General features: G+C 66.6%; 19 protein-coding genes. 7 read left to right on the top strand and 12 right to left on the bottom strand.

What is annotated here, in order from left to right; all coding sequences use genetic code 11:
* Positions 1 to 19: 19 nt before the first annotated feature.
* Positions 20 to 1,660 (bottom strand): amidohydrolase, encoded by a 1,641-nt coding sequence (locus JO391_RS16695; RefSeq protein ID WP_220661570.1) that lies wholly within the window; start codon positions 1,658 to 1,660, stop codon positions 20 to 22.
* Between the two features lies 1 nt (position 1,661).
* The gene (locus tag JO391_RS16690; RefSeq protein WP_220661569.1) at positions 1,662 to 2,162 is read right to left on the bottom strand and encodes a MarR family transcriptional regulator; all 501 of its coding nucleotides are present in this window, start codon (positions 2,160 to 2,162) and stop codon (positions 1,662 to 1,664) included.
* Positions 2,163 to 2,266: 104 nt separating this feature from the next.
* Here JO391_RS16690 and dctP point away from each other — a divergent pair, with 104 nt between their 5' ends.
* The 4 genes from dctP to JO391_RS16670 are packed head-to-tail and all read left to right on the top strand — an operon-like array spanning position 2,267 to position 6,833.
* A complete protein-coding gene (gene dctP, locus JO391_RS16685) occupies positions 2,267 to 3,289 on the top strand; it encodes a TRAP transporter substrate-binding protein DctP (RefSeq protein WP_220661568.1) in 1,023 nt (340 codons plus the stop codon).
* 3 nt (positions 3,290 to 3,292) lie between these two features.
* Positions 3,293 to 3,799 (top strand): TRAP transporter small permease, encoded by a 507-nt coding sequence (locus JO391_RS16680; protein WP_220661567.1) that lies wholly within the window; start codon positions 3,293 to 3,295, stop codon positions 3,797 to 3,799.
* On the top strand, positions 3,796 to 5,154 hold the full coding sequence (locus JO391_RS16675; RefSeq protein WP_220661566.1) for a TRAP transporter large permease: 1,359 nt from the start codon (positions 3,796 to 3,798) through the stop codon (positions 5,152 to 5,154). Before JO391_RS16680 ends, JO391_RS16675 begins: the two co-directional genes overlap by 4 nt.
* A gap of 17 nt (positions 5,155 to 5,171) precedes the next feature.
* Positions 5,172 to 6,833, top strand: coding sequence for an alkaline phosphatase family protein (locus JO391_RS16670; protein WP_220661565.1), 1,662 nt, complete (start codon positions 5,172 to 5,174; stop codon positions 6,831 to 6,833).
* Between the two features lie 15 nt (positions 6,834 to 6,848).
* On the opposite strand, the gene JO391_RS16665 is transcribed toward JO391_RS16670, so the two are convergent.
* The 4 genes from JO391_RS16665 to JO391_RS16650 form a co-directional block, all read right to left on the bottom strand.
* On the bottom strand, positions 6,849 to 7,472 hold the full coding sequence (locus JO391_RS16665) for a flavin reductase family protein (RefSeq protein ID WP_220661564.1): 624 nt from the start codon (positions 7,470 to 7,472) through the stop codon (positions 6,849 to 6,851).
* The gene (locus tag JO391_RS16660) at positions 7,472 to 8,398 is read right to left on the bottom strand and encodes a carbon-nitrogen hydrolase family protein (RefSeq protein WP_220661563.1); all 927 of its coding nucleotides are present in this window, start codon (positions 8,396 to 8,398) and stop codon (positions 7,472 to 7,474) included. The genes JO391_RS16665 and JO391_RS16660 overlap by 1 nt, the downstream gene beginning before the upstream one ends.
* Before the next feature lie 84 nt (positions 8,399 to 8,482).
* The gene (locus JO391_RS16655; RefSeq protein WP_220661562.1) at positions 8,483 to 9,400 is read right to left on the bottom strand and encodes a fumarylacetoacetate hydrolase family protein; all 918 of its coding nucleotides are present in this window, start codon (positions 9,398 to 9,400) and stop codon (positions 8,483 to 8,485) included.
* 9 nt (positions 9,401 to 9,409) lie between these two features.
* On the bottom strand, positions 9,410 to 10,531 hold the full coding sequence (locus JO391_RS16650; protein ID WP_220661561.1) for a cupin domain-containing protein: 1,122 nt from the start codon (positions 10,529 to 10,531) through the stop codon (positions 9,410 to 9,412).
* A gap of 132 nt (positions 10,532 to 10,663) precedes the next feature.
* Between JO391_RS16650 and JO391_RS16645 the strand changes: the two genes are divergently transcribed.
* The 3 genes from JO391_RS16645 (at position 10,664) to JO391_RS16635 (ending at position 13,649) form a co-directional block, all read left to right on the top strand.
* Positions 10,664 to 11,326, top strand: a complete 663-nt coding sequence (locus tag JO391_RS16645) for an FCD domain-containing protein (RefSeq protein WP_220661560.1) — start codon at positions 10,664 to 10,666, stop codon at positions 11,324 to 11,326.
* A 52-nt stretch (positions 11,327 to 11,378) separates the two neighbouring features.
* Entirely contained in the window at positions 11,379 to 12,422 is a 1,044-nt protein-coding gene (locus JO391_RS16640; RefSeq protein ID WP_220661559.1) for a tyrosine-type recombinase/integrase, read from the top strand.
* A gap of 369 nt (positions 12,423 to 12,791) precedes the next feature.
* Complete coding sequence (locus tag JO391_RS16635; RefSeq protein ID WP_220661558.1) at positions 12,792 to 13,649, top strand: sugar phosphate isomerase/epimerase family protein; 858 nt, start codon at positions 12,792 to 12,794, stop codon at positions 13,647 to 13,649.
* Between the two features lie 124 nt (positions 13,650 to 13,773).
* Here JO391_RS16635 and JO391_RS16630 read toward each other — a convergent pair whose 3' ends face one another.
* Genes JO391_RS16630 through JO391_RS16605 form a run of 6 tightly spaced genes read right to left on the bottom strand, consistent with a single transcriptional unit; the run spans position 13,774 to position 19,895 of the window.
* Positions 13,774 to 14,853, bottom strand: coding sequence for an ABC transporter ATP-binding protein (locus tag JO391_RS16630; RefSeq protein WP_220661557.1), 1,080 nt, complete (start codon positions 14,851 to 14,853; stop codon positions 13,774 to 13,776).
* Positions 14,854 to 14,869: 16 nt separating this feature from the next.
* On the bottom strand, positions 14,870 to 15,730 hold the full coding sequence (locus JO391_RS16625) for a carbohydrate ABC transporter permease (RefSeq protein ID WP_220661556.1): 861 nt from the start codon (positions 15,728 to 15,730) through the stop codon (positions 14,870 to 14,872).
* Positions 15,727 to 16,668, bottom strand: a complete 942-nt coding sequence (locus JO391_RS16620; RefSeq protein ID WP_220661555.1) for a carbohydrate ABC transporter permease — start codon at positions 16,666 to 16,668, stop codon at positions 15,727 to 15,729. Before JO391_RS16620 ends, JO391_RS16625 begins: the two co-directional genes overlap by 4 nt.
* Positions 16,668 to 18,044: a substrate-binding domain-containing protein gene (locus tag JO391_RS16615; protein WP_220661554.1), complete on the bottom strand. Its 1,377-nt coding sequence runs from the start codon at positions 18,042 to 18,044 to the stop codon at positions 16,668 to 16,670. The genes JO391_RS16620 and JO391_RS16615 overlap by 1 nt, the downstream gene beginning before the upstream one ends.
* Positions 18,045 to 18,063: 19 nt before the next feature.
* The gene (locus JO391_RS16610; RefSeq protein WP_220661553.1) at positions 18,064 to 19,035 is read right to left on the bottom strand and encodes an ROK family protein; all 972 of its coding nucleotides are present in this window, start codon (positions 19,033 to 19,035) and stop codon (positions 18,064 to 18,066) included.
* Positions 19,035 to 19,895 carry a cupin domain-containing protein gene (locus tag JO391_RS16605; protein ID WP_220661552.1) on the bottom strand — a complete coding sequence of 287 codons (861 nt, stop codon included), beginning with the start codon at positions 19,893 to 19,895 and terminating at the stop codon, positions 19,035 to 19,037. The genes JO391_RS16610 and JO391_RS16605 overlap by 1 nt, the downstream gene beginning before the upstream one ends.
* Positions 19,896 to 19,898 lie beyond the last annotated feature (3 nt).

Below are 19,898 nucleotides of genomic sequence, written 5' to 3'. Positions count from 1 at the left end.
CGATCAGGACACCGCAGGGCTAAAGCCCGCCGTGCACCACGCGGCCCTCAAACAGGGTCGCGGCCGGCCGGATTGCGGCAATCTCTTCGGGCGGCATGGTGTCCAGGCCTTCGTCCAGCACCACCATGTCCGCGCTCGCCCCCGCTCGGATCACCCCGGTCAACCCCTCCAGCCCCAAGGCGCGCGCGCCGTTGACGGTAAAGATCGGCAGCGCCTCGGCCAGCGGGATCGCCTCGGCGGCGCCCACGCTGCCGGGGAATCGGCCCGACGGGTCGCGCCGCGTGATCATCCCGACAAGGCCGATCCAGGGATTGGCATCCGGAACGGCGGCTGGCCAGTCGGACCCGTAGACCACCTCGGCGCCTGCCGCGCGCAGGCTCCGCACGGGATGGCAGGTCTCGACCCGCGCATCCCCCAGCACCGCCCGCTGCCCCGCCGTCACAGGGTTGGGCATCCACAACCGCGGAGACACCTCGGCCACCGCCTGAAGCGCGGCAAAGCGCGGCAGGTCGTCGGGATGGATGAAATTGGCATGGGCAATCTCGTGCCGCAGGCCGGAAAACCCGTTGGCCCGCCGGGCGGCCGCGATGGCGTCCAGCCCTGCCCGCACCGCCCGGTCGCCCACGGCGTGCATCTTCACTGTCAATCCGGCCCGGTCCAGCGCAACCAGCTCATCGCAAAGCCGGTCGGGCGCGATCAGCAGGTGACGCTCGGGGTCATGGCCGGCCGGATCTTCCCCCGGATAAGGGTCGATGAAGGCCGCGGTGCGCGCGATCGGCACGCCGTCCAGGAACAGTTTGGCAAAGCCGGTGTGCAGGTGCGGCGCCACGTGGTCCCGGCGCAGCCGGGCCAGATCCTCCATCGGCACCCAATCCTCGGAGGCGGGCGAAAAGCGGGTCAGATGGGCCGCCACATGCAGGTTCAGCTCGCCCGCCAGGTCGGCTCCGGCATAGGCCCGCAGCTCCGGGGCAAAGGCCATCGGCTCCTTGAACCCGGTCAGGCCAAGGCTGTGGAACAAGCCGGCCATGTGGCGCGCCGCCCGGTCCAGCTGATCGGCCGACGGGTCAAGGAACCGCTGGATCAGTGCCCCCGCCGTTTCGATCAGGATGCCGGTCGGCTCGCCCGTCTCATCCCGTTCGATGGTGCCGCCCGCAGGGTCGGGGGTTGCAGGCCCGATCCCTGCCGCGCGCAGCGCCGCAGAGTTGAGCCAGAAGTTATGGTAGGTGGCATCCTTCACGACCACGGGCCGCCCGTTCGCCACCCGGTCCAGCAGCAGCCGCGGACAGGGGCCCAGTGCGGGCCGTTCGTTCGGCCGCCAGGCGCCGGCGATGATCCAGCTGTCGGCGGGCCAGTCCTGCGCCCGGGCCGCGATGGCTTCCAGCACCGCGCCGACCTCGGCGCTCAGGCCAAGGAAGATCTGGTAAAGCTGCTGGCAGGCGCCCCACAGCCCGTGGGTGTGGCTGTCGATCAGGCCCGGCAGCAGCGTCTTTCCGGCCAGGACATGGTGTCGTGTCAGGGGACCGACCAGCGGCTCCATCTCGTCCGCGCGGCCCACCGCCAGGATCCGGCCGCCTCCCACCGCGACCGCTTCGGCCACCGGGCGGGCCGGGTCCAGCGTCAGGACCCGCGCAGCCGAAAGGATCATGTCCGCCTTTGCCATGTCACCTCTTCCCCGGCGGCAGGTCCGGCATGACACGCGGCAGATCGGGCAGCGACTCGGCCACTTCGCGCAGGCGGACCAGCATCTCCACCAGCCGCTGCAGGTCTTCCCGTCCATAGACCGACTCGATGTCGCGATACACCGCCTCCGAGATCATCGCGACCCTTTCAAAAAGTGCCCGCCCCTTGGGCGTCAGCGCAAGAAGCCGGCGGCGCGCGTCGGTCCCTTCGACATTCTCGATCAGCCCGCGTTCGACCAGACCCTTCAACAGCCGCGAGACCGAGGGCTGCATCAGGACGCACCGATCAGAAATCGTACTGACATCAAGGGGTTCGCCCGCCGCCAGTGCCCGCAGGACACGCCATTGGGGCTGGGTCAGTCCTTCGGCATCGGTGTGCCGCTTGAACTTGTGCGCGGTCGCGTGGCGGGCGCGCAGCAGGGCAATGGGCAGCGATGCCTCGAATCCGCGCAACTGAGGGGGGGAACCAGGGGTGTCTGACATTGAAACCTGCATCCGTCGAACTTGACTCTATAACGTGTTATTGTTTAACCCGTTATACATATAAACATCAAGCGGCCGGGTCCGCGCAACACGGGAGTAGGACGATGTCGATGCTGAAGGGCGGACTTCTTTCCGCGGCTATCCTGGCGGCCGGACCGGCCGCCGCCGATACCACCATTGTTTTCAACAACTTCCTTGCGCCGAACGATTCACTGTGGACCGATGTCATCAAGCCCTGGATCACCGATATCGAGACCGTGACCGAGGGTCGCGTGAAGTTCACGGTGCCCGACTCATCACTGGCGCCGCCGCCGGAAATCCTGAACTCGGTGCAGCAGGGCGTGATGGATGGCGGGTTCCAGATGGTTGGCTTCCTGCGGGAGTCCAACCCCGAGCTGCAACTTCCGCTGCTGCCGATGACCTATTTCGGCGACGTACCGACCTCGGTGGCGCTGTGGCGGACCTATGACCAGTTCTTCAAGGGCAAGAACGGCCTGAAGGACGTGGAGCTTCTGGGCCTTGTGACGACGCCGGGCAACAGCCTGATCAACATGAAGAAGGAGCCGTTCGAGAGCATCGCCTCGCTTCAGGGCGTGAAGATGTGGTCGCTGCCAGGCATCCCGGCCGAGGCGCTGACGGCGGCCGGCGCCGTGGTGTCGCCCGGGCCAGCGGTGCGGATGCACGAGATCATCTCGGGTGGCGTGGTGGATGCCTTCTGCTGCATCAACTTTGAATCGCTCGAAGTCTTCAACGTCATCGAATACGCCGGCGCCGCGACAGAGATTCCAGGCCATGTCTTTGCCCCGGCCTTTGCGATCTATGTCCGGTCCGATGTCTGGGGCACGATCAGCCCCGAGGATCAGGAGAAGATCCGCGCTGTTTCGGGCGAGGCCATCTCGCGGCGCACGGCAGGCGGCGATGCGAAGGAGGCCGCGGCACGCCAGCGCGCCATCGACAAGGGCGTGCCGATCGTGCCGGCTTCGGATGCCTTCGTCGCAGAGCTGGAAACCGCCTTCGGCCCGGTGCGCGACGCCTGGTTTTCCGCTGTGAGCCCGCTTGGCATCGACGGCCAGGCGGCGCTGGACTTCTATCTTGCCGAACAGGCCAAGGTCGCGGCCGGAAACTGAGCCATGGCGGTGATCTGGACCTGGATCGAACGGTTTCTGGAGCTGGTCATCAGCCTCTGCCTGCTCGCCATGGTCGGGATCACCGTCATCGACGTGGCGGGGCGCTATTTCCTGAACGCCCCGCTGCGCGGCGGATATGAAATTTCGGAACTGCTGATGGGCATGACCGTATTCGCCTCGCTGCCGCTGGCCAGCCGGGCCGAAAACCACCTGACCATCGGGCTGCTGACAGACAATCTGCAAGGACCTTCGCGGCGCTGGCACCGCATCGCGGTGCTGCTGATCTCGGCCGGATCGCTGGCCTTCATCGGGTGGCGCATGTCCGTGCAGGCCGGGATCGTGCAGGGGTCGGGGGCCACGACGGGCTCGCTTTACATCCCCATCTGGCCCTTTGCCGGCGCCATGGCCGTGCTGGCCTGGCTGTCCTGCCTTGTGACAACGGTCCTGCTTGTGCGCGCGCTTGCCGGTCTTGACCGGGACGCCCATGCCGCCCGGGGGTCTTTGGAATGATCGTTTCGCTGATCGGATTCGCCGTGCTGCTGGCGCTGATCTTCCTGGGCGTTCCGCTTGGCTTTGCCCTGATGCTGGTTGGCCTTGTGGGCTTTGCCTATGTGCGCGCCGACATGGTGGGGCAGGCGCTGGTATCCTGGGGCGATGCGGGGCTGGAGTTCAACGCCCGCGCAATCAACGGTGCGCTCGTGATGACCGGCCAGCAGATGTACGACCAGGTCACCGCCTACAGCATGACGGTGATCCCGCTGTTCGTGCTGATGGGCGCCTTCATTCACCGCAGCCAACTGGCGCAAGAGCTGTACGACGCGGCAAACGCCTTCGTCGGCCACTTCCGCGGTGGCCTGGCCATGGGCACCGTGGTGGCCTGCGGGGGCTTCGGCGCGGTCTGCGGCTCGTCGCTGGCGACGGCCGCCACCATCTCGCGCGTCGCCATGCCCTCCATGCGGCGCTATCGCTATGACGACTCGCTTTCGGCGGGCGCCATCGCGGCAGGGGGAACGCTGGGGATCATGATCCCGCCTTCGGTGCCGATGGTGATCTATGGCATCCTGGCCGAGACCGACATCGCCAAGCTGTTCATTGCCGGCATCCTTCCGGGCATCCTGCTGATCCTCCTGTTTTCGATCGCTGTCGCCGTCACGGTCGCCCGCCACCCCGAACGCGGGCCGCGCGGCGACCGGATCGCCTGGCCCGAACGGTTCCGCCTGCTGGCCAAGGTCTGGGGTGTGGTGCTGATCTTCGTCATCATCATCGGCGGCATCTACGGCGGCCTGTTCACCCCGACCGAGGCGGCCGGCATCGGCGTTGCCGCTGCGGCGGCCTTTGCCATCGCGCGGGGCAAGCTGGGCTTTGCCGCGCTGCGCGACAGCCTGATCGAGACGGGCGTGACGACCGGGATGATCTTCGTCATCTCGTTCGGCGCGGTGATCTTCGCCAATTTCGTGAACCTTGCGGGGTTCACGGGGTCGATCTCGAACTGGCTGATCTCGCTTGAAATCAACCCCATCGGCATCGTCATCGCGATCTGCGTGATCTATCTGATCATGGGCTGCATCTTCGACAGCTTGTCGATGCTGATCCTGACCATCCCGATCTTTGCCACGATCCTGAAGCCGATGGGCGTGGACATGATCTGGTTCGGGATCGTTGCGGTGATCACGGTCGAGATGGGTCTGATCACGCCGCCGGTGGGGCTGAACGTCTTTGTCGTCAAGGCCACCATCGGCGACATCAGCCTTGGAACCGCCTTCCGCGGTGTCTGGCCCTTCGTGATTGCGATGATGCTTGGGCTTCTGGCAGTGCTGTTCTTTCCCCCCATCGCCACCTTCCTGCCGGACCTGATGAGCCGCTGAACAAAGGTCGAAATGTCATGGGCCAGATCCGTAACATTCTTTTCGTCATGTATGACCAGCTTCGGCACGACTACCTGTCTTGTGCTGGCCACCCCACGATGAAGACCCCCAACTTCGACCGCCTGGCGGCGATGGGGGTCAGGTTCAGCCGGGCCTATGTGCAATCGCCCGTTTGCGGCGCCAGCCGGATGAGCTTTTACACCGGCCGCTATGTCCATTCGCATGGCGCGGCCTGGAACAACTTTCCGCTGAAGGTCGGCGAGGCGACGCTGGGCGATCATCTGCGCCGTCTGGGAGTGGAAAGCTGGCTGGTGGGAAAGACCCACATGCGCGCCGATGCCGAGGGCATGGCCCGCCTTGGCCTGTCCCCCGACAGCGTGATCGGCGCGCGGGTCGCGGATTGCGGCTTTGACGTCTGGATCCGGGACGATGGCCTGGTCGCCGAGGGGCCCGAGGGATTTTATGACAGCAAGCGGTCGCCCTATAACGAATGGCTGCGCCAGCAGGGCTATGAGGGTCACAATCCCTGGCACAGCAACGCCAATTCCGGCATCGACGAGAACGGCGACCTGGCATCCGGCTGGCTTTTGAAGAACGCGGCGGAGCCGGCGAACATCCGCGAGGAAGACAGCGAGACCCCCTGGCTGACGCGGCAGGCCATGGCCTTCATCGAAGGCCACAAGGGCGGAGCGCCCTGGCTGTGCCATCTGTCCTATATCAAGCCGCACTGGCCCTATATCGTTCCCGCGCCCTGGCACGACCTGTACGGGCCGGACGATGTGGTGCCCCCCGTGCGCGACATGGCCGAACGGGATGACCCCCACCCGGTCTTCAACGCCTTCATGAACAACCAGCCGGGCCAGGCCTTTTCGCGCGATGACGTGCGGTTGTCGGTGATCCCGGCCTACATGGGCCTTGTCGCCCAATGCGACGATCAGTTCGGCAAGCTGCTGGATTACCTGCAGGCCAGTGGCCGGATGGACGACACGATGATCGTGCTGACCTCGGACCACGGCGACTATCTGGGCGATCACTGGATGGGCGAGAAGGACCTGTTCCACGACCCTTCGGTGCGCATTCCGCTTATCGTCTACGATCCCAGGCCCGAGGCCGACAGGACCCGCGGCACCGTCTGCGATGCGCTGGTGGAAGCCATCGACCTGGCGCCCACCTTCGTCGAGGCGATGGGTGGCGTGCCCCCGGCGCATGTGCTGGAGGGCCGGTCGCTGGCGCCCTTCCTGCACGGCGAGCCGGTGACGGGCTGGCGCGAGGCGGTGTTCAGCGAATACGACTATTCCGCGATGGCGCTGGCCGGCAATCTCGGGCTTGGCCCGAACGAGGCGCGGCTCTTCATGGTCTTCGACGGGCGCTACAAGTTCATCCATGCCGAGGGCGGTTTCCGGCCCATGCTCTTTGACCTGGAGACGGACCCGCAGGAGCTTGTCGATCTGGGCAAGCTGCCCGGCCACGAGGCGGAAATCGAGCGGCTGGAGCGGATGCTCTTCGACTGGGCGCGGCGGCCGGCGCAGCGCACGGCGATCTCTCATGACGAGATCCTGGGGATGCGGGGCAAGTCGCGCCGCTATGGCATCATCATCGGTGCCGTGGACCCGGACGAACTGGCACCCGACCTGCGCGCCAAGATCAGCGGTCGCGCCGGGCGCGACTACCGGGGCTGAGGCCGGGACGCGGGATCAGCGGCTGCGGTTCGCCCAGGTCGGGCGGGCCAGCTGGAACGTGTCGTGGCTGCGGATGTAGCCCGCGCCGAAGGATCGCGCCACAAGGTCCAGCGCGTCGGTGTCCACATGGGCGCGCACCGGATCCAGCAGGAAGCGGTCCTCGATATGCACCGTGGTGACCTGGCCGATCACCACCACCTGGTTCGGCCCGGTCTCGACCGAGGTATGCAGCCGGCATTCAAAGGCGACCGGGCTTTCGGCGATGCGGGGCGGGGCCACGCTGTCCGAGGGCAGGGTGGCAAGACCGGCCAGCTCCAGCTCGTTCACGCCGCGCGGCGCATCGATCGAGGTCAGGTTCATCGCCTGCACCAGCCGTTCCGGCACAAGGTTCACCACGAACTCGCCGGTGTCCAGGATAGCCTGCGCCGTATCCTTCAGCCCCCGCGCCGGATCGGCCAGGATGCCAAGCGCCACGGTGGGCGGCGCAGACCCCATGACGTTGAAGAAGCTGAACGGCGCCGCGTTCAGCCGGCCTTCGGCATCCTGCGTCACCACCCAGGCGATGGGGCGCGGAATGACAGTGGCCGCCAGCAGCTTGTAGGCGATGGGTTCGGGAACAGCGGACAGGTCGTAGCGCATCAGATCTCGCGCACCGCCGGTTTGGCGCGGGTGTCCACCGTCAGCTGGAAAACGTCGGGCCGGGCATAGTGGCCCGTCACGTCGAAATCGTACTTAGCCTTCATCACTTCGGACGGGTCGAGCGTGGCATAAAGCACCGTCTCGCCGCTGAAATCCGGCCCCGCCAGCACCTGCCCCAGCGGGCCAAGGATGGCAGAGCCGCCGCGCATCATCACCCGGTCCGGGTCGTCGCCCAGGGCGCTCTCGTGGTCTGGCCCGAAGGCCGCGCGGGTGATGTACTGGCAGGCGGTCAGAACGAAGGTCCGACCCTCCATCGCGATATGCTGCATGGTGGGCAGCCAGGTGTCGCGGTCGTCGGCCGTGGGTGCGCAGTACAGGGTCACGCCTTGATGGTACATGTGCATCCGCAGGGCCGGCATGTAGTTTTCCCAGCAGATCACCGCGCCGACCGTGCCGAAATCGGTGCGGAAGACCGGCATCGTCGATCCGTCGCCAAAGCCCCAGATCAGCCTTTCGGCGGCCGTGGGCATCAGCTTGCGGTGCTTGCCGACCAGCCCCTTAGCGCCGTCGAAGTACAGCACCGAGCAGTAAAGCGTGGCCCCGTCCCGTTCGATCACGCCGACGACGGCAAAGGCACCGGTATCGCGCGCGGCTTCGGCCAGGCAGGCGACCTCTGGTCCGTCCAGGTCGATGGCTGCGGCATGATAGCGGGCAAAGGCGGCGCGGCCCTCGGGCTTGCGCATCCCGATGGGCGCGCCGAAGCTGGCGCCCTTTGGATAACCGCCGATCAGCGCCTCGGGAAACACCACCAACCGGGCGCCTTCCGCCGCGGCCTCGCGCAGCCGGTTGGCGGCGGCCCCGGCCGTGGCCAGCGGATCGGCGGGAACAGAGGCCATCTGCACGACGGCGACCTTGAACGGGGTCATCTGCGGCTCCTTGCCTTGGGGGAGCGGCCGGACCGCCCTGCAACGGGCAACACGTGAACCGGCCGGATGGAACGGAAAAAAAGGTCAGTCGGGCGTGGCGTTCACGACGGGATGACGGATCGTGCCGATGCCTTCCACGCAGGCCACCACCACGTCGCCGGGCCACAGCCATTCCTGCGGGTCACGCCCCGCGCCCACGCCCTGGGGTGTGCCCGAGGCGATGATGTCGCCGGGTTCCAGAGTGATGCCCTGGCTGATGTCGGCGATCAGGTCATCCACCTTGAACAGCATGTGCCGGGTGTTCGAACGTTGCTTTTCCACGCCGTTGACCGTCAGCCACAGGTCCAGCACCTGCGGATCCGGGATCTCGTCGGCCGTCACGATGCAGGGGCCGAAGGGGGCGAAAGTGTCCATCCCCTTGGAATAGATCCACTGCCCCGCGCGACGGTTGTCACGGGCGGACACGTCGATCATCACCGAATAGCCGAAGACGTGATCCAGCGCCCGTTCCTTGGTGACGCGCCGCGCCGTGGTCCCCAGGATCACGGCAAGCTCGACCTCCCAGTCCAGTTGCCGGGTCAGGCGGCTGTTGTGCTCGATTCCTTCGCCCGGCCCGATCACCGTGGTCGGCGGCTTCGAGAAGATCACCGGCTGTTTCGGCAGGTCCTTGGATGTGTCCAGGCTGCGGGCGCTTTCCTCGACATGTTCCACGTAGTTCAGGCCGATGCCGAAGATGTTCTTGCGGGGCCGCGGGATCGGGGCCAGCAGGCGCACATTTGCCAGCGGTTGCGAGGTGCCCACCGGCGGCATTCCCGGTTTCGCCAGCAGATCGCGCAGGACGGCAAGGGCCGGCGCACCGGCGTCGATCAGGTCCAGCATGGTGTCGGGCAGGGCCTCGCCATACGCCGCGCCCAGCAGGGCCGCGTCGATCACCCGGTCGTCCCGCAACACGCCAAGACGGGCGGGGGCTTCGATCCCCGCGCGATAGGTCACAAGTTTCATTTCCGTTCCTTACACAAGCGGCTGGTGGCCGCCGTTGTCGCCAAAGGCTTCTTCCCGATACAGGCCAAGCGCGCGCATCACCGGCAGGTCGTTCAGGCAGAACAGGCAGGCGTCGTCGCTGGCCGATCCGTTCACATGCTCGTGCCAGGCCCAGGACGGCACGCAGAAGATGTCACGCTCCTGCCAGTCGAACCGCTTGCCATTGATGATGGAATGTCCCCGACCCTTTGCGACGTGGTACAGGTAGCTGCCGGTATGGCGGTGCGCCCGCGTGTGCTCGCCCGGTCGCAACATCTGCATCGAGGCACCCAGGGTCTGCATCACCGGCCCGTTCGTCGCCGGGTTCACGTATTCCATCATGACCCCGTCGAAGGGGGAGCCGTCGGTGCACTGTGCAAATTTGCCAAGCGCCTCGTAGGTGGGCGCCCATTCATACTTGAACATCGGGCTATAGCCTTTGGACCAGCGCTGCCCGGCCGGGGTCAGCCCGGCATTGCCCCAGGTCTTGGTCATGTCATCGACCGCGTAGCCCACCGCCTGCGACAGGTCGGGGTGAACCTCGTAGAAGTTCGCCTCCATCGCATTGACGAAGGGAATGTCCAGCCCGTCCTGCCACAGGCAGGTGGTGCCATCGGCGGAAACGCCGTGTTCGTGCCAGGTGCCGTTCGGCGTCAGCACGAAATCGTTGGCGCCAAGCGTCATCTTGTGGCCATCGACCACGGTATAGGCGCCCGACCCTTCCATGATGAAGCGGATCGCGCTGGCCGAATGGCGGTGGGCCGAGGCGACCTCGCCGGGGTTCATCACCTGCAATCCGGCATAGATCCAGCCGACCGCCGCCGACACATCCGTGCGGCCGGGGTTGTTCAGGTAGATCACCCGCCGCCCCGCCTTTTCCGGCGTCACCAGCTGGACAGAGCGCAGCACATGTTCGCGCAGGTCCCTGTAGCGCCAGACCACGGGCACGGACTGGCTTTTCGGTTGCCAGGGTTCGATCTTGTTGGCCACGGTCCACAGGGCGCCCGCCGAGTGGCGATCAAGCTCGTCGTAATAGGCCAGAAGCTCTGGCGTATCCTCGACATTGGCGCGGCCGATCACATCCTCGCGGTGGTTTTCGCGGCTGCCGGACATTCTCATCTCCTCTACGGCCCTGGAACTGCCGCCATGCTGACGGAAGTTGCTTTCGCAAGCAACAAGGATTTTCGAAAATCTGTCGTTTGCATCCACCACCGCCCATTCTATAGTCATTCCGAAAGGTGCCCCATGACCCTTGCCGAAACGGCCTATCAGTCCTTGAGGAACGCCATCGTTCGGGGCGAAATCGCGCCCGGCAGCGCGCTGAAGATGGCCGATCTTTCGGCGCGGTATGACATGGGCTTTTCTCCGCTGCGCGAGGCGCTGAGCCGGCTGCTTGGCGAGCGGCTGGTCAAGGCCGAATCGCTGCGCGGGTTCAAGGTGTCGGATCTGTCGCTGGCCGAGTTCGAGGATGCGCTGCAGGCCCGGCTGCTGGTCGAGACCGAGGCGCTGCGCCTGTCGATCCTTCGTGGCGATGACGCCTGGGCGGCGCAGATCGTGGCGGCCACCTATGCCCTGCGCCTGCAGGCCGAGCGTCAGGGGCAGGGGGCAGATGTCTGGGAGCTGGAGGCGCGGCACCACGCCTTTCACCGCGCGCTGCTGGCGGCTTGCGGCTCGCACTGGATGCTGGATTTCTTCGAACAGCTCTACCTGGCCACCGACCGTTACCGCCTGCCGATCCTCACCAGCGGAAGCGGGCGGTCGGACCGGAACGTGGTGGCGGAACATGCCGCGATTGCCGATGCCACCCTGGCGCGGGATCCGGACCTCGCCTGCCGCCTGCTGCGCGATCACTATCAGGCGACGGCGGCCACCATTCGCAAACGGCTGAGCGTCGGGCAAGGCGCCTGACCAGTCCTGCGCCCTTTACATCCCTGCCTCTTGCCCTGTTCACTGGACCGCGATGACCACGCTCGCCCTGCCCGGTTACGCCCAGCTTTCCGCCGCCGACGAGGCGGCGCTGACCGAGCTTTACCGGCGGGGAACACCGGCCAACACGCTGCGCGCCTGGGAAAGGGACCTGGCGTACATAGCCGCCTGGAAGATGGCCGCCTTCGGTCAGCCGCTCGCCTGGCCCGAGGACGAGACGGTCGCCCTGCGCTTTGTGCTGGACCATGCGCAGGAACTGACCGATCGGCCCGGCGCGGCCCAGGACGTGGCGATGGAACTGATCGCTATCGGCCTGCGGCGTGACCTCGCCTGCCCGGCGCCCGCCACGCTGGACCGCCGCATCGCAAGCTGGCAGGCGTTCCACCGGATGCGGAATCTGGTCTCGCCTTTCTCGCGGCCGCTGGTGAGCCAGGCCCGCCAGAAGGCCCGCCGCGCCAATGCGAAACCCCGCGTCCCGAAATCGCCCAAACCCGTGACGCGCGACGTGCTGGAGGCGCTGATCGCCACCTGCGATGCCACCCACCGCGGCCTGCGCGACCGCGCCATGCTGATGCTGGCCTTCGCCAGCGGCGGGCGCCGGCGATCCGAGGTGACGGCGCTGAATGTCGAGGACATCGGCCGGGACGAGTTCGTCGCGCGCGGACTGGTCTGGATCCGCCTGTTGCAGACCAAGACCACGAAGAAGGACCAGGCCCCGCGCCTGCCGCTGAAGGGCCGCGCCGCGCGCGCCGTGGTACACTGGCTGGAAGTGACGGGCCTGACAGAAGGCCCGCTGTTCCGCCCCGTCTCGACCGCAGACCGACTGCTGTCCCGCCGCCTGGCCCCCGATGCGCTGCGCATCATCCTGCGCCACCGGCTGAAACTCGCCGGCCTGCCGGAGGATTTCGCCTCGCCGCACGGGCTGCGGTCGGGCTTCCTGACCCAGGCCGCGCTGGACGGCGCGCCCCTGGCCGCCGCCATGCAGCTGTCGCTGCACCGCTCGGCCGTGCAGGCGCAGAAGTACTATGCCGATGTCGAGATCGGCGAAAACCCGGCGACCGACCTTCTGGGAGAGTGAAGGGCCAAATCATGGCCTGATGGCCGGGAAGCACGTCGAAGACCTGGATACCTTTCCCGGCGTGCCGACAGAGCTTCCCGCCTGCTTCGCCGGAATCGCTCCGCGCTGGCAGCCTTGGACCGCCATGAGCGCGCGATCCGTGGGAACATGACCAGAAGATCGAATGGCGCGAAGGGACCAACCGCATGGCGCTTCTGCTGGCGCTGCATGATAGTGAGTTCTGCAAGAGGCCGTTTCCGGTGCGCGTGATCGGCTGCCGCGGCCGGCCGGGGCGATGCAGCAGGGCGGGCTTTGAACCCAGGCGGATCGCCTTGGAGCTTGAGTGGATCATGCTTCCAGGCACGGCCAGATGAAGACAGGAGTGGCGCGATGAAGATCGGAATGTGCATGTTCCTGTGGACGACGCGGCTCGAGGCCGGGCACGAGCCGCTTCTGGCGGACATCCGCGCGACGGGCTTCGACGGTGTCGAGATTCCGGTCTTCGAGGGAACGCCGCAGGACTATGCCGCACTCGGACATATGCTGGATCGTCTGGGACTGGCGCGCACGGCTGTGTCGGCGCTTGGCGATCCTGCGCTTGACCTGATCTCGCCGGACGCGGCCGTCCGGCGGGCCGCAGTGGACCGGATGCGTTGGGTTCTCGATTGCACGGCCGAGTTGGGCGCCGACCGGGTCTCGGGCCCGCTTCACTCCGTCCTGGGCCAGTTCTCGGGCCAGGGCCCCACGGCGGACGAATTGTCGCGCGCCGTCGACAGCCAGCGCGAGATCGGCACCCACGCGGCCAGTGTCGGCGTGACCGTGGGGCTCGAAGCCCTGAACCGGTTCGAATGCTATCTGCTGAACACCATGGCCGACCTGTCGGCTTTTGTCCGCAAGGTCGGTCACCCGAACATCCGGGCGATGTACGACACCTTCCACGCCAATATCGAAGAAGCTGACCCCATCGCCGCGCTTGTCGAGCACCGCGATACAGTGGTCCATATCCACATTTCGGAAAATGACCGGGGCGTTCCAGGCCGCGGCAACATCCCCTGGGACCAGACATTCCAGGCAATCCGCGACATCGGCTATGACGACTGGCTGACGATCGAATCCTTCGGTCGCGGCCTTCCCGATCTTGCCGCCGCCACAAAGGTCTGGCGTGACTTCGCGGAAAGCCCCGAGGCGGTGTACCGCGAGGGCTTCGCACATATCCAGGGCCATCTGCAGCGACTTGGCCTGCGCTGATCCGCAATGGCCGACAGAAAGGCAAACGAGGCCCCGCCGATGGTACAACGGTCTCGGCCTTGGGCTGCACCGGCGCTTCAGGTTTCAAGGCGCGGGCATCTTGCAAGCGTGACAGCGCGGCCGGTCAGCCGATGCGCTGGCCGCCCGAGTCGAACAGGATCGCTTCTGTCAGGTCAAGTGCGACCTCCACCCGGTCGCCGATCCCCTGGGGGCTCTCGCCGGGCACCTTCACGGTCAGCCGGCCCTGCGGGCCGTCCAGGTGCAGGATCGTCTCGCCGCCCAGATGCTCGGCCAACGTGACCACGCCGGACAGGAGCGGCCCGGCGCCGCTGGCCGGGCGCAACCGCTCCGGGCGCAGGCCAAGGGTCACGCGGTCGCCGGCGCCTACGCCGGTCCAGGCTCCCGGCAGCCGGCATTCCACCTCGCCCGCCAGACGCAACCGCAGCGCGGCATCCTCCCTGTCAAGCACCTCGGCCTTGAGAAGGTTGATCGCCGGGCTGCCGATGAAACCCGCCACGAACAGGTTGGCGGGCCGGTGATAGACCTCGCGCGGGGTGCCCACCTGCTCGATCCGCCCGCCGTTCAGCACCACGATCCTGTCGGCCAGCGTCATCGCCTCGACCTGGTCATGCGTGACGAAGATCATTGTCGCCTTCAACTCATGGTGCAGCCGCGCGATCTGCGTCCGCATCTCGACCCGAAGCGCCGCGTCCAGGTTCGACAGGGGCTCGTCGAACAGAAAGACCTCGGGCTGGCGCACGATGGCCCGGCCGATGGCCACCCGCTGGCGCTGGCCGCCCGACATGGCCTTTGGCCGCCGGCCCAGCAGCTCGGTGATCTGCAACATGGCCGAGGCGTCGCGCACCCGCCGGTCCACCTCTGCCGCCGTCATGCCGGCCCGCCGCAACCCATAGGCCAGGTTGTCATAGGCCGACATGTGCGGGTACAGCGCATAGTTCTGGAACACCATCGCCACACCGCGCCGCGCGGGCGCCAGTTCGGTCACGTCGCGCGCGCCGATCATGACGTTGCCATAATCCACATCCTCCAGCCCCGCGATCATGCGCAGAAGCGTGGACTTGCCGCAGCCGGAAGGGCCGACAAAGACCACGAACTCGCGGTCCTCTATCGCAAGATCAATGCCCTTGATGACCTCGTGGATGCCGTACAGCTTGCGCACACCGGACAGGGTGACCGAACTCATTGCGGTTTCATCCTCATCAGAACCCCTTGGTCGCCAGCCCCTGCCGGAAGAAGCGTTGGGTGAACAGGAACAGCACCAGCAGCGGCAGCGCGGTAAAGGTCGCGCCCATCATCGCCATCGACCATTCCGCGGCGCGCTGCGACCGGAAGGTGAACAGCCCGACCGACAGCGGAAAGTCCTCGCGGTTCTGCAGGTAGATCAGCGGCGTGAAGAACTCGTGCCAGGTGTAGACAAAGGCGAACAGCCCAACGATGACCAGCGCCGACTTCACCTGCGGCAGCACGATCTGCCACCAGATGCGGAACTCCGACGCGCCGTCCAGCCGGGCCGCGTCCATCAGCTCACGCGGGACGCCCAGGAAGAACTGGCGCAGCATGAAGATATAGAAGGCATCCCCCAGGAAATAGGGCGCGATCAGCGGCCAGTAGCTGTCTTTCAGCCCCAGCTTCGACCAGCCCAGGAACACCGGCAGGAAGGTGACGATGGGCGGGATCAGCAGCGCGCAGATCGTCAGGCCGAACACCAGATTGCGCCCCCGCCAGCGCAGGCATCCGAAGGAATAGGCCGCCAGCGAACAGGACAGGCAGGTGCCGATCGCCACCATGCCGGCATAGAAGCACGAGTTCAGGAATTGCTGCAGAAACGGGAAATCCGGCCGGGTGAACAGGTCGGCCACGTTCTCCCACCGGATCGGGTCGGGAAACCACCGCATCGGCCGGGCGAAGATTTCGGCGTTGTTCTTGAAGGCGGAAACCACCATCCAGTAGAACGGCAGCAGGAAGATCGCCGAAACCGTCAGCATCACCGCGTGATAGACGATCCGCGCCACTGTCTTGCGGGGCGGCTTGCGGCGGGCTGCCAAGGGCGGTGCGGTCATCGGCTTTCCCCTTCGTAATACACCCAGGACCGGGCCGTGCGGAACACCAGCAGCGTCAAGAGCAGCACCACGACGAACAGCACCGTCGCCATGGCAGCGGCATAGCCGATGTTGAAATAGCGGAAGGCCGCCCGGTACAGCACGACCATGTACATCAGCGTGGATTCCGCAGGCGTGCCCGTGGTGCCGCCGATGACGATGGCCTGCACGAAGACCTGAAAGGACGAGATGATCCCGATCACCAGGTTGAACAGGATCATCGGCGTGATCAGCGGCAAGGTGATCCAGACCAGCCGGTGCCAGGCCTTCGGGCTGTCCAGCTCGGCCGCCTCCTGCACGTCCCTGGGGATGTTCTGCAGCCCGCCCAGAAACACCAGCGTCTCCACGCCAAGCGGCCACAGGCTCAGAAGCACCAGCGTCCACAGGGCGACCGAGGGGTCGCGCAGCCAGTCCGGCGCGTCAAAGCCAAGCGCCCCCAGGATCAGGTTGACCGGCCCGCCGGTGGGCGACAGCAAGAGCATGAACACGATGGCCCCCGATACGGCAGGCATCAGGAAGGGCAGATAGAACACCGTCCGGTAAAACCCGGCCAACCGCGTTACCCGGTTCAAGAGCAGCGCCAGGATCAGCGCCAATACCAGCTTGATCGGCACCGAGAGCACCGCATACAGCGCCGAGTTCCTGGCCGAGGTCCAGACCGCAGGGTCCTTCAGCATGGCCTCGTAATTCGCCAGCCCGACCCAGGTGGGAAGGCCGATGATCTGGAACTTTGTCTGCGCGATCACAAAGGTCAGGATCAGCGGAACCAGGGTAAAGACCACCAGCGCAATGATCCAGGGCAGGGCGAACAGCACGCCCGCCCTGGCTTCGGCCCGACCGGCCTTGCGCCTGCGCCGGGGCAGGGTTGCCCCGGCGGCGATCTCGCCGCTGTCGGCCATCAGCCCGCCAGCACCCGCTCAAGCTCGGTCTGGCAGGCCGATTGCGCTTCGGCCAGAGCCTCGGCCGGGGTGGCGGCCTTGGTGTAGATCTTCTCCACCGCCCGGGTCATCTGGTCGGTCGCAAAACCCTGTACCGGCGAATCCCACATCGGCGTCACGATCGAGGCCTGCTCTTGCAGGAAGGCGCTGGCGCTGTCGGCGAACTCCTGTCCGCGCCGTTCGACAAGGCTGGCCGGCGGCTTTGCCTTCACCTGGCTGTTGGTCGGCACGTCGGGGATCTGCTCGTACCACTTCACCACGCCCTCGACCGACAGGTAGGCCAGATAGTCGAAAGCCGCCTGCGGGTTCTTCGACCCCACCGGAATCACAAACCAGTTCGGCCAGATGCCCGCTGCCGTCGCCGATCCCGAAGGGCCGACGGGATGCGCCGCCAGATCCCACCGCTGGAAGTTCGGCACCGGGTCGCTGTAGAAATCGCCCATCAGCCAGCTTCCCGACTGCATCCCCGCCAGCCGCGATTCCCGGAAGGCCGGGCCCATGCCCGTTGTCGTGTTGGGATAGCCATCGGTGAAGTTGCCCGACCGGTCGATCAGGTTCACGTCGCCCTTGTACTCCTCGTTCAGCCAGTCGAGGAAGTAGTTGAACATCTCGATGTTCTGCTCGCTGTCCAGCATGTATTTCAGGTTCGCCGCGTCATACAGCTTGCCGCCGTTCAACGCCGACCAGACGGCCATCGGCTCCACCGCGCGCGGCGGCACAAAGCCCGCAACCTGCAGGTAGTCGCCATCCCAGACGGTGAACTCCTTCGACAGTTTGCGCATCTCGTCCCAGGTCTTGGGGAAGGACGCCCGATCCGTGGGGATGCCCTTCGCCTCGAACATGTCCTGGTTGAACCACATGGTATAGATGCCGGCCGTCACCGGCAGGCCATAGGTCACGCCCCGGAACTGGCACGAGGCCAGAAGCCCGCCCGGCCAGGTTTCCAGCGGGATCGTCGATCCCTTCATCATCTCGTCCAGCGGCATGAAGGCGCCCTGCGCGCCAAGCGAAACCGGGCTGTCCCACAGCATCGAGATGTCGGGCGGGTTGCCCGAGGCGATGGCGCCGATCAGAGACTGGTTGAACTCGGTGTTCTGGCCCAGGCCGCAGACGGTTTCCGATGCCGAAAACCCGCCGCGCTCGGCAAAGCCCGCCAGCAGCCCCGTGTGAATCTCGCAAAACAGCGGCGATCCGCCCGGCAGCCATTCCACCAGCGGGCCCAAATCCTGCGCCATCAGGCGACCCGGAAGCATCAGGGCACCGGCCGTGGCCGCCGTGCCGCGAAGGAAGCCCCTGCGGCTGAACGAACCGCCGGGGATACTCACTTGAAAAGCCATCTGCGTCTCCCTCTCTGTTTCATGTGATCTGCATTGGCCGTTTCGACGGCTCTTGGTGATGGATGGATGCCGCCGCACCGATCAGGCCGGCGTCCGGGCCGATGAACGACCTCATGATGGGCAGGTCGCGGCTGTCCTCGTGCCAAAGCCCGGCGCGCACCGCGTTGCACAGGGCTTCGAAATAGATGCCGGGCGCCGAGCCAAGCCCGCCGCCCAGAACGATCCGCGCCGGGTCCAGACTGTTGGCCAAGAGCGCCAGGATGCGCCCCAGATCCTGGGTTGCCGCGTCGATCACCTCGACCGCCGCGGCATCGCCGGCCTCCGCCGCGGCCAGCACCTCCTCGGCCTTGTCGCCCTTGCCCCAGGCCGCGGCAAGCCCGGGGCCCGAGGCGATGTCTTCGGCAATGGTGGTGGTGATCTGCCCGCAGGCCCGGCAACGCAGCCGGGTCTGGCCGTTGGCGATGACCAGAGCCGCCCCGCGCGATCCGGCATAGGGCCGCCCACCCTGGACCAGCACGCCGCTGACGCCGGTGCCGATGGTGACGTAATAGAAATCCTCTACGCCCCGGCCCGCCCCATACAGGGCCTCCGCCAGGGCCGCCGCTCGCACGTCTGCGTCAAGACCGACCGGCCGGGAACCGACGACCGAGGCAATCGCCCCCGCGACGTCCAGGTTCCGCCACTTGATGCGGTAGTCGCTGAAGACCCGGCCGCCGGCATCCACAAGTTCGGCCACGCCGATGCCCACGCCGGCCAGGTCCAGCCCCTGCCCCGAAGCCTCGGCCACCAGCCCCGCCGCCATCGCCGCCACATCCGCCAGCACCGGCTCGCCGCCGCGATGGTAATCGGTGGCCAGCTGCCGGCGCGACACCACCCGCCCGCTGGCAAGCTCCACAATGCCACCCGCGATCTTCGTCCCGCCCACGTCGATGCCCACCGCATGACGCGCGGCGGGTTCCGGGCCGGGGTGAAGGGGGGCGGGCGCCTGCATCAGCTTTCCGGCAGGTAGTGAGGCGCCACGCCGAACAGGTATTCCGCCGGCTCGCCTCCCATGTTGAAGGCGCGGTATCCCGCGCCCGGCGGCACATAGAACCCGTCCTGCGGATGCAGCTCGAACCACACGGGCGAGGCCTCGGGATCGTCGATCAGAATGTTGACCCGCCCCTTCAGCACATAAAGCCCCGCCGCCCCGCCATGCCGCAGCGTGCCGCTGCGCCCGCCGGGGTTCAGCCGCACCGACCCCGCCGTCAGCTGGTCGGTCGAGGCGATGATCCCCGTCAGAACCCGCGGATCGCCCGCATCCAGCGACCACAGCCGGTCCTCCTCGCGCAGCACCTTCATCGTGGCCCGCGCCTTCGCCTCGGCCTGCCGCGCCGGCCAGTGGCCGATCAGCTCGTCGCGCTGATAGCGCGGCGTCGAGACATAGGGCCGGGTCTGCGCATAGGCGCCCGAACTGCCGGTCGAGGGTGGCGGCGCGAAATACTCCAGCACCCGCAACTCCTCGGACCCCCAGGCCCAGGCATGGTGCCAGGTGTCCTTCTGGAAGAACACCGACTCGCCCTGCTTCACCAGATGAACCTCGCCCGTCTCGGGATTGGCCATCACCATGGTGCCCATCAGCACATACAGCACCTCGTCCGCGCCAAAGACCGTGCGAAAGCTCTCCGAATGGCGGAACCCGTCGCCCGGCGGCAGCCCGAAGACCAGCTGGTGGATCTTGTCCGACGACACATAGATCCAGTCATCCACCTGCCCCGCCGCCACATCGCCCCAGATATGGCGCGTCACGCTGCGATAGGGGATCGGCGTCGGTCCGGCAAAGACGGGGCGGGGCGAGGATTTGTAGGCCATGGC

It is taken from the genome of Neotabrizicola shimadae (assembly GCF_019623905.1).
GTDB classification, from domain to species: Bacteria; Pseudomonadota; Alphaproteobacteria; order Rhodobacterales; family Rhodobacteraceae; genus Neotabrizicola; species Neotabrizicola shimadae.
This window is presented reverse-complemented; position numbering and strand designations above follow the sequence as displayed.

Bases quoted from the DNA above. Each gene is read 5' to 3' on its own strand.
- JO391_RS16695 (WP_220661570.1), bottom strand. From the start codon at position 1,660: ATGGCAAAGGCGGACATGATCCTTTCGGCTGCGCGGGTCCTGACGCTG.
- JO391_RS16690 (WP_220661569.1), bottom strand. From the start codon at position 2,162: ATGTCAGACACCCCTGGTTCCCCCCCTCAGTTGCGCGGATTCGAGGCA.
- dctP (WP_220661568.1), top strand. From the start codon at position 2,267: ATGTCGATGCTGAAGGGCGGACTTCTTTCCGCGGCTATCCTGGCGGCC.
- JO391_RS16680 (WP_220661567.1), top strand. From the start codon at position 3,293: ATGGCGGTGATCTGGACCTGGATCGAACGGTTTCTGGAGCTGGTCATC.
- JO391_RS16675 (WP_220661566.1), top strand. From the start codon at position 3,796: ATGATCGTTTCGCTGATCGGATTCGCCGTGCTGCTGGCGCTGATCTTC.
- JO391_RS16670 (WP_220661565.1), top strand. From the start codon at position 5,172: ATGGGCCAGATCCGTAACATTCTTTTCGTCATGTATGACCAGCTTCGG.
- JO391_RS16665 (WP_220661564.1), bottom strand. From the start codon at position 7,472: ATGCGCTACGACCTGTCCGCTGTTCCCGAACCCATCGCCTACAAGCTG.
- JO391_RS16660 (WP_220661563.1), bottom strand. From the start codon at position 8,398: ATGACCCCGTTCAAGGTCGCCGTCGTGCAGATGGCCTCTGTTCCCGCC.
- JO391_RS16655 (WP_220661562.1), bottom strand. From the start codon at position 9,400: ATGAAACTTGTGACCTATCGCGCGGGGATCGAAGCCCCCGCCCGTCTT.
- JO391_RS16650 (WP_220661561.1), bottom strand. From the start codon at position 10,531: ATGTCCGGCAGCCGCGAAAACCACCGCGAGGATGTGATCGGCCGCGCC.
- JO391_RS16645 (WP_220661560.1), top strand. From the start codon at position 10,664: ATGACCCTTGCCGAAACGGCCTATCAGTCCTTGAGGAACGCCATCGTT.
- JO391_RS16640 (WP_220661559.1), top strand. From the start codon at position 11,379: ATGACCACGCTCGCCCTGCCCGGTTACGCCCAGCTTTCCGCCGCCGAC.
- JO391_RS16635 (WP_220661558.1), top strand. From the start codon at position 12,792: ATGAAGATCGGAATGTGCATGTTCCTGTGGACGACGCGGCTCGAGGCC.
- JO391_RS16630 (WP_220661557.1), bottom strand. From the start codon at position 14,853: ATGAGTTCGGTCACCCTGTCCGGTGTGCGCAAGCTGTACGGCATCCAC.
- JO391_RS16625 (WP_220661556.1), bottom strand. From the start codon at position 15,730: ATGACCGCACCGCCCTTGGCAGCCCGCCGCAAGCCGCCCCGCAAGACA.
- JO391_RS16620 (WP_220661555.1), bottom strand. From the start codon at position 16,668: ATGGCCGACAGCGGCGAGATCGCCGCCGGGGCAACCCTGCCCCGGCGC.
- JO391_RS16615 (WP_220661554.1), bottom strand. From the start codon at position 18,044: ATGGCTTTTCAAGTGAGTATCCCCGGCGGTTCGTTCAGCCGCAGGGGC.
- JO391_RS16610 (WP_220661553.1), bottom strand. From the start codon at position 19,035: ATGCAGGCGCCCGCCCCCCTTCACCCCGGCCCGGAACCCGCCGCGCGT.
- JO391_RS16605 (WP_220661552.1), bottom strand. From the start codon at position 19,895: ATGGCCTACAAATCCTCGCCCCGCCCCGTCTTTGCCGGACCGACGCCG.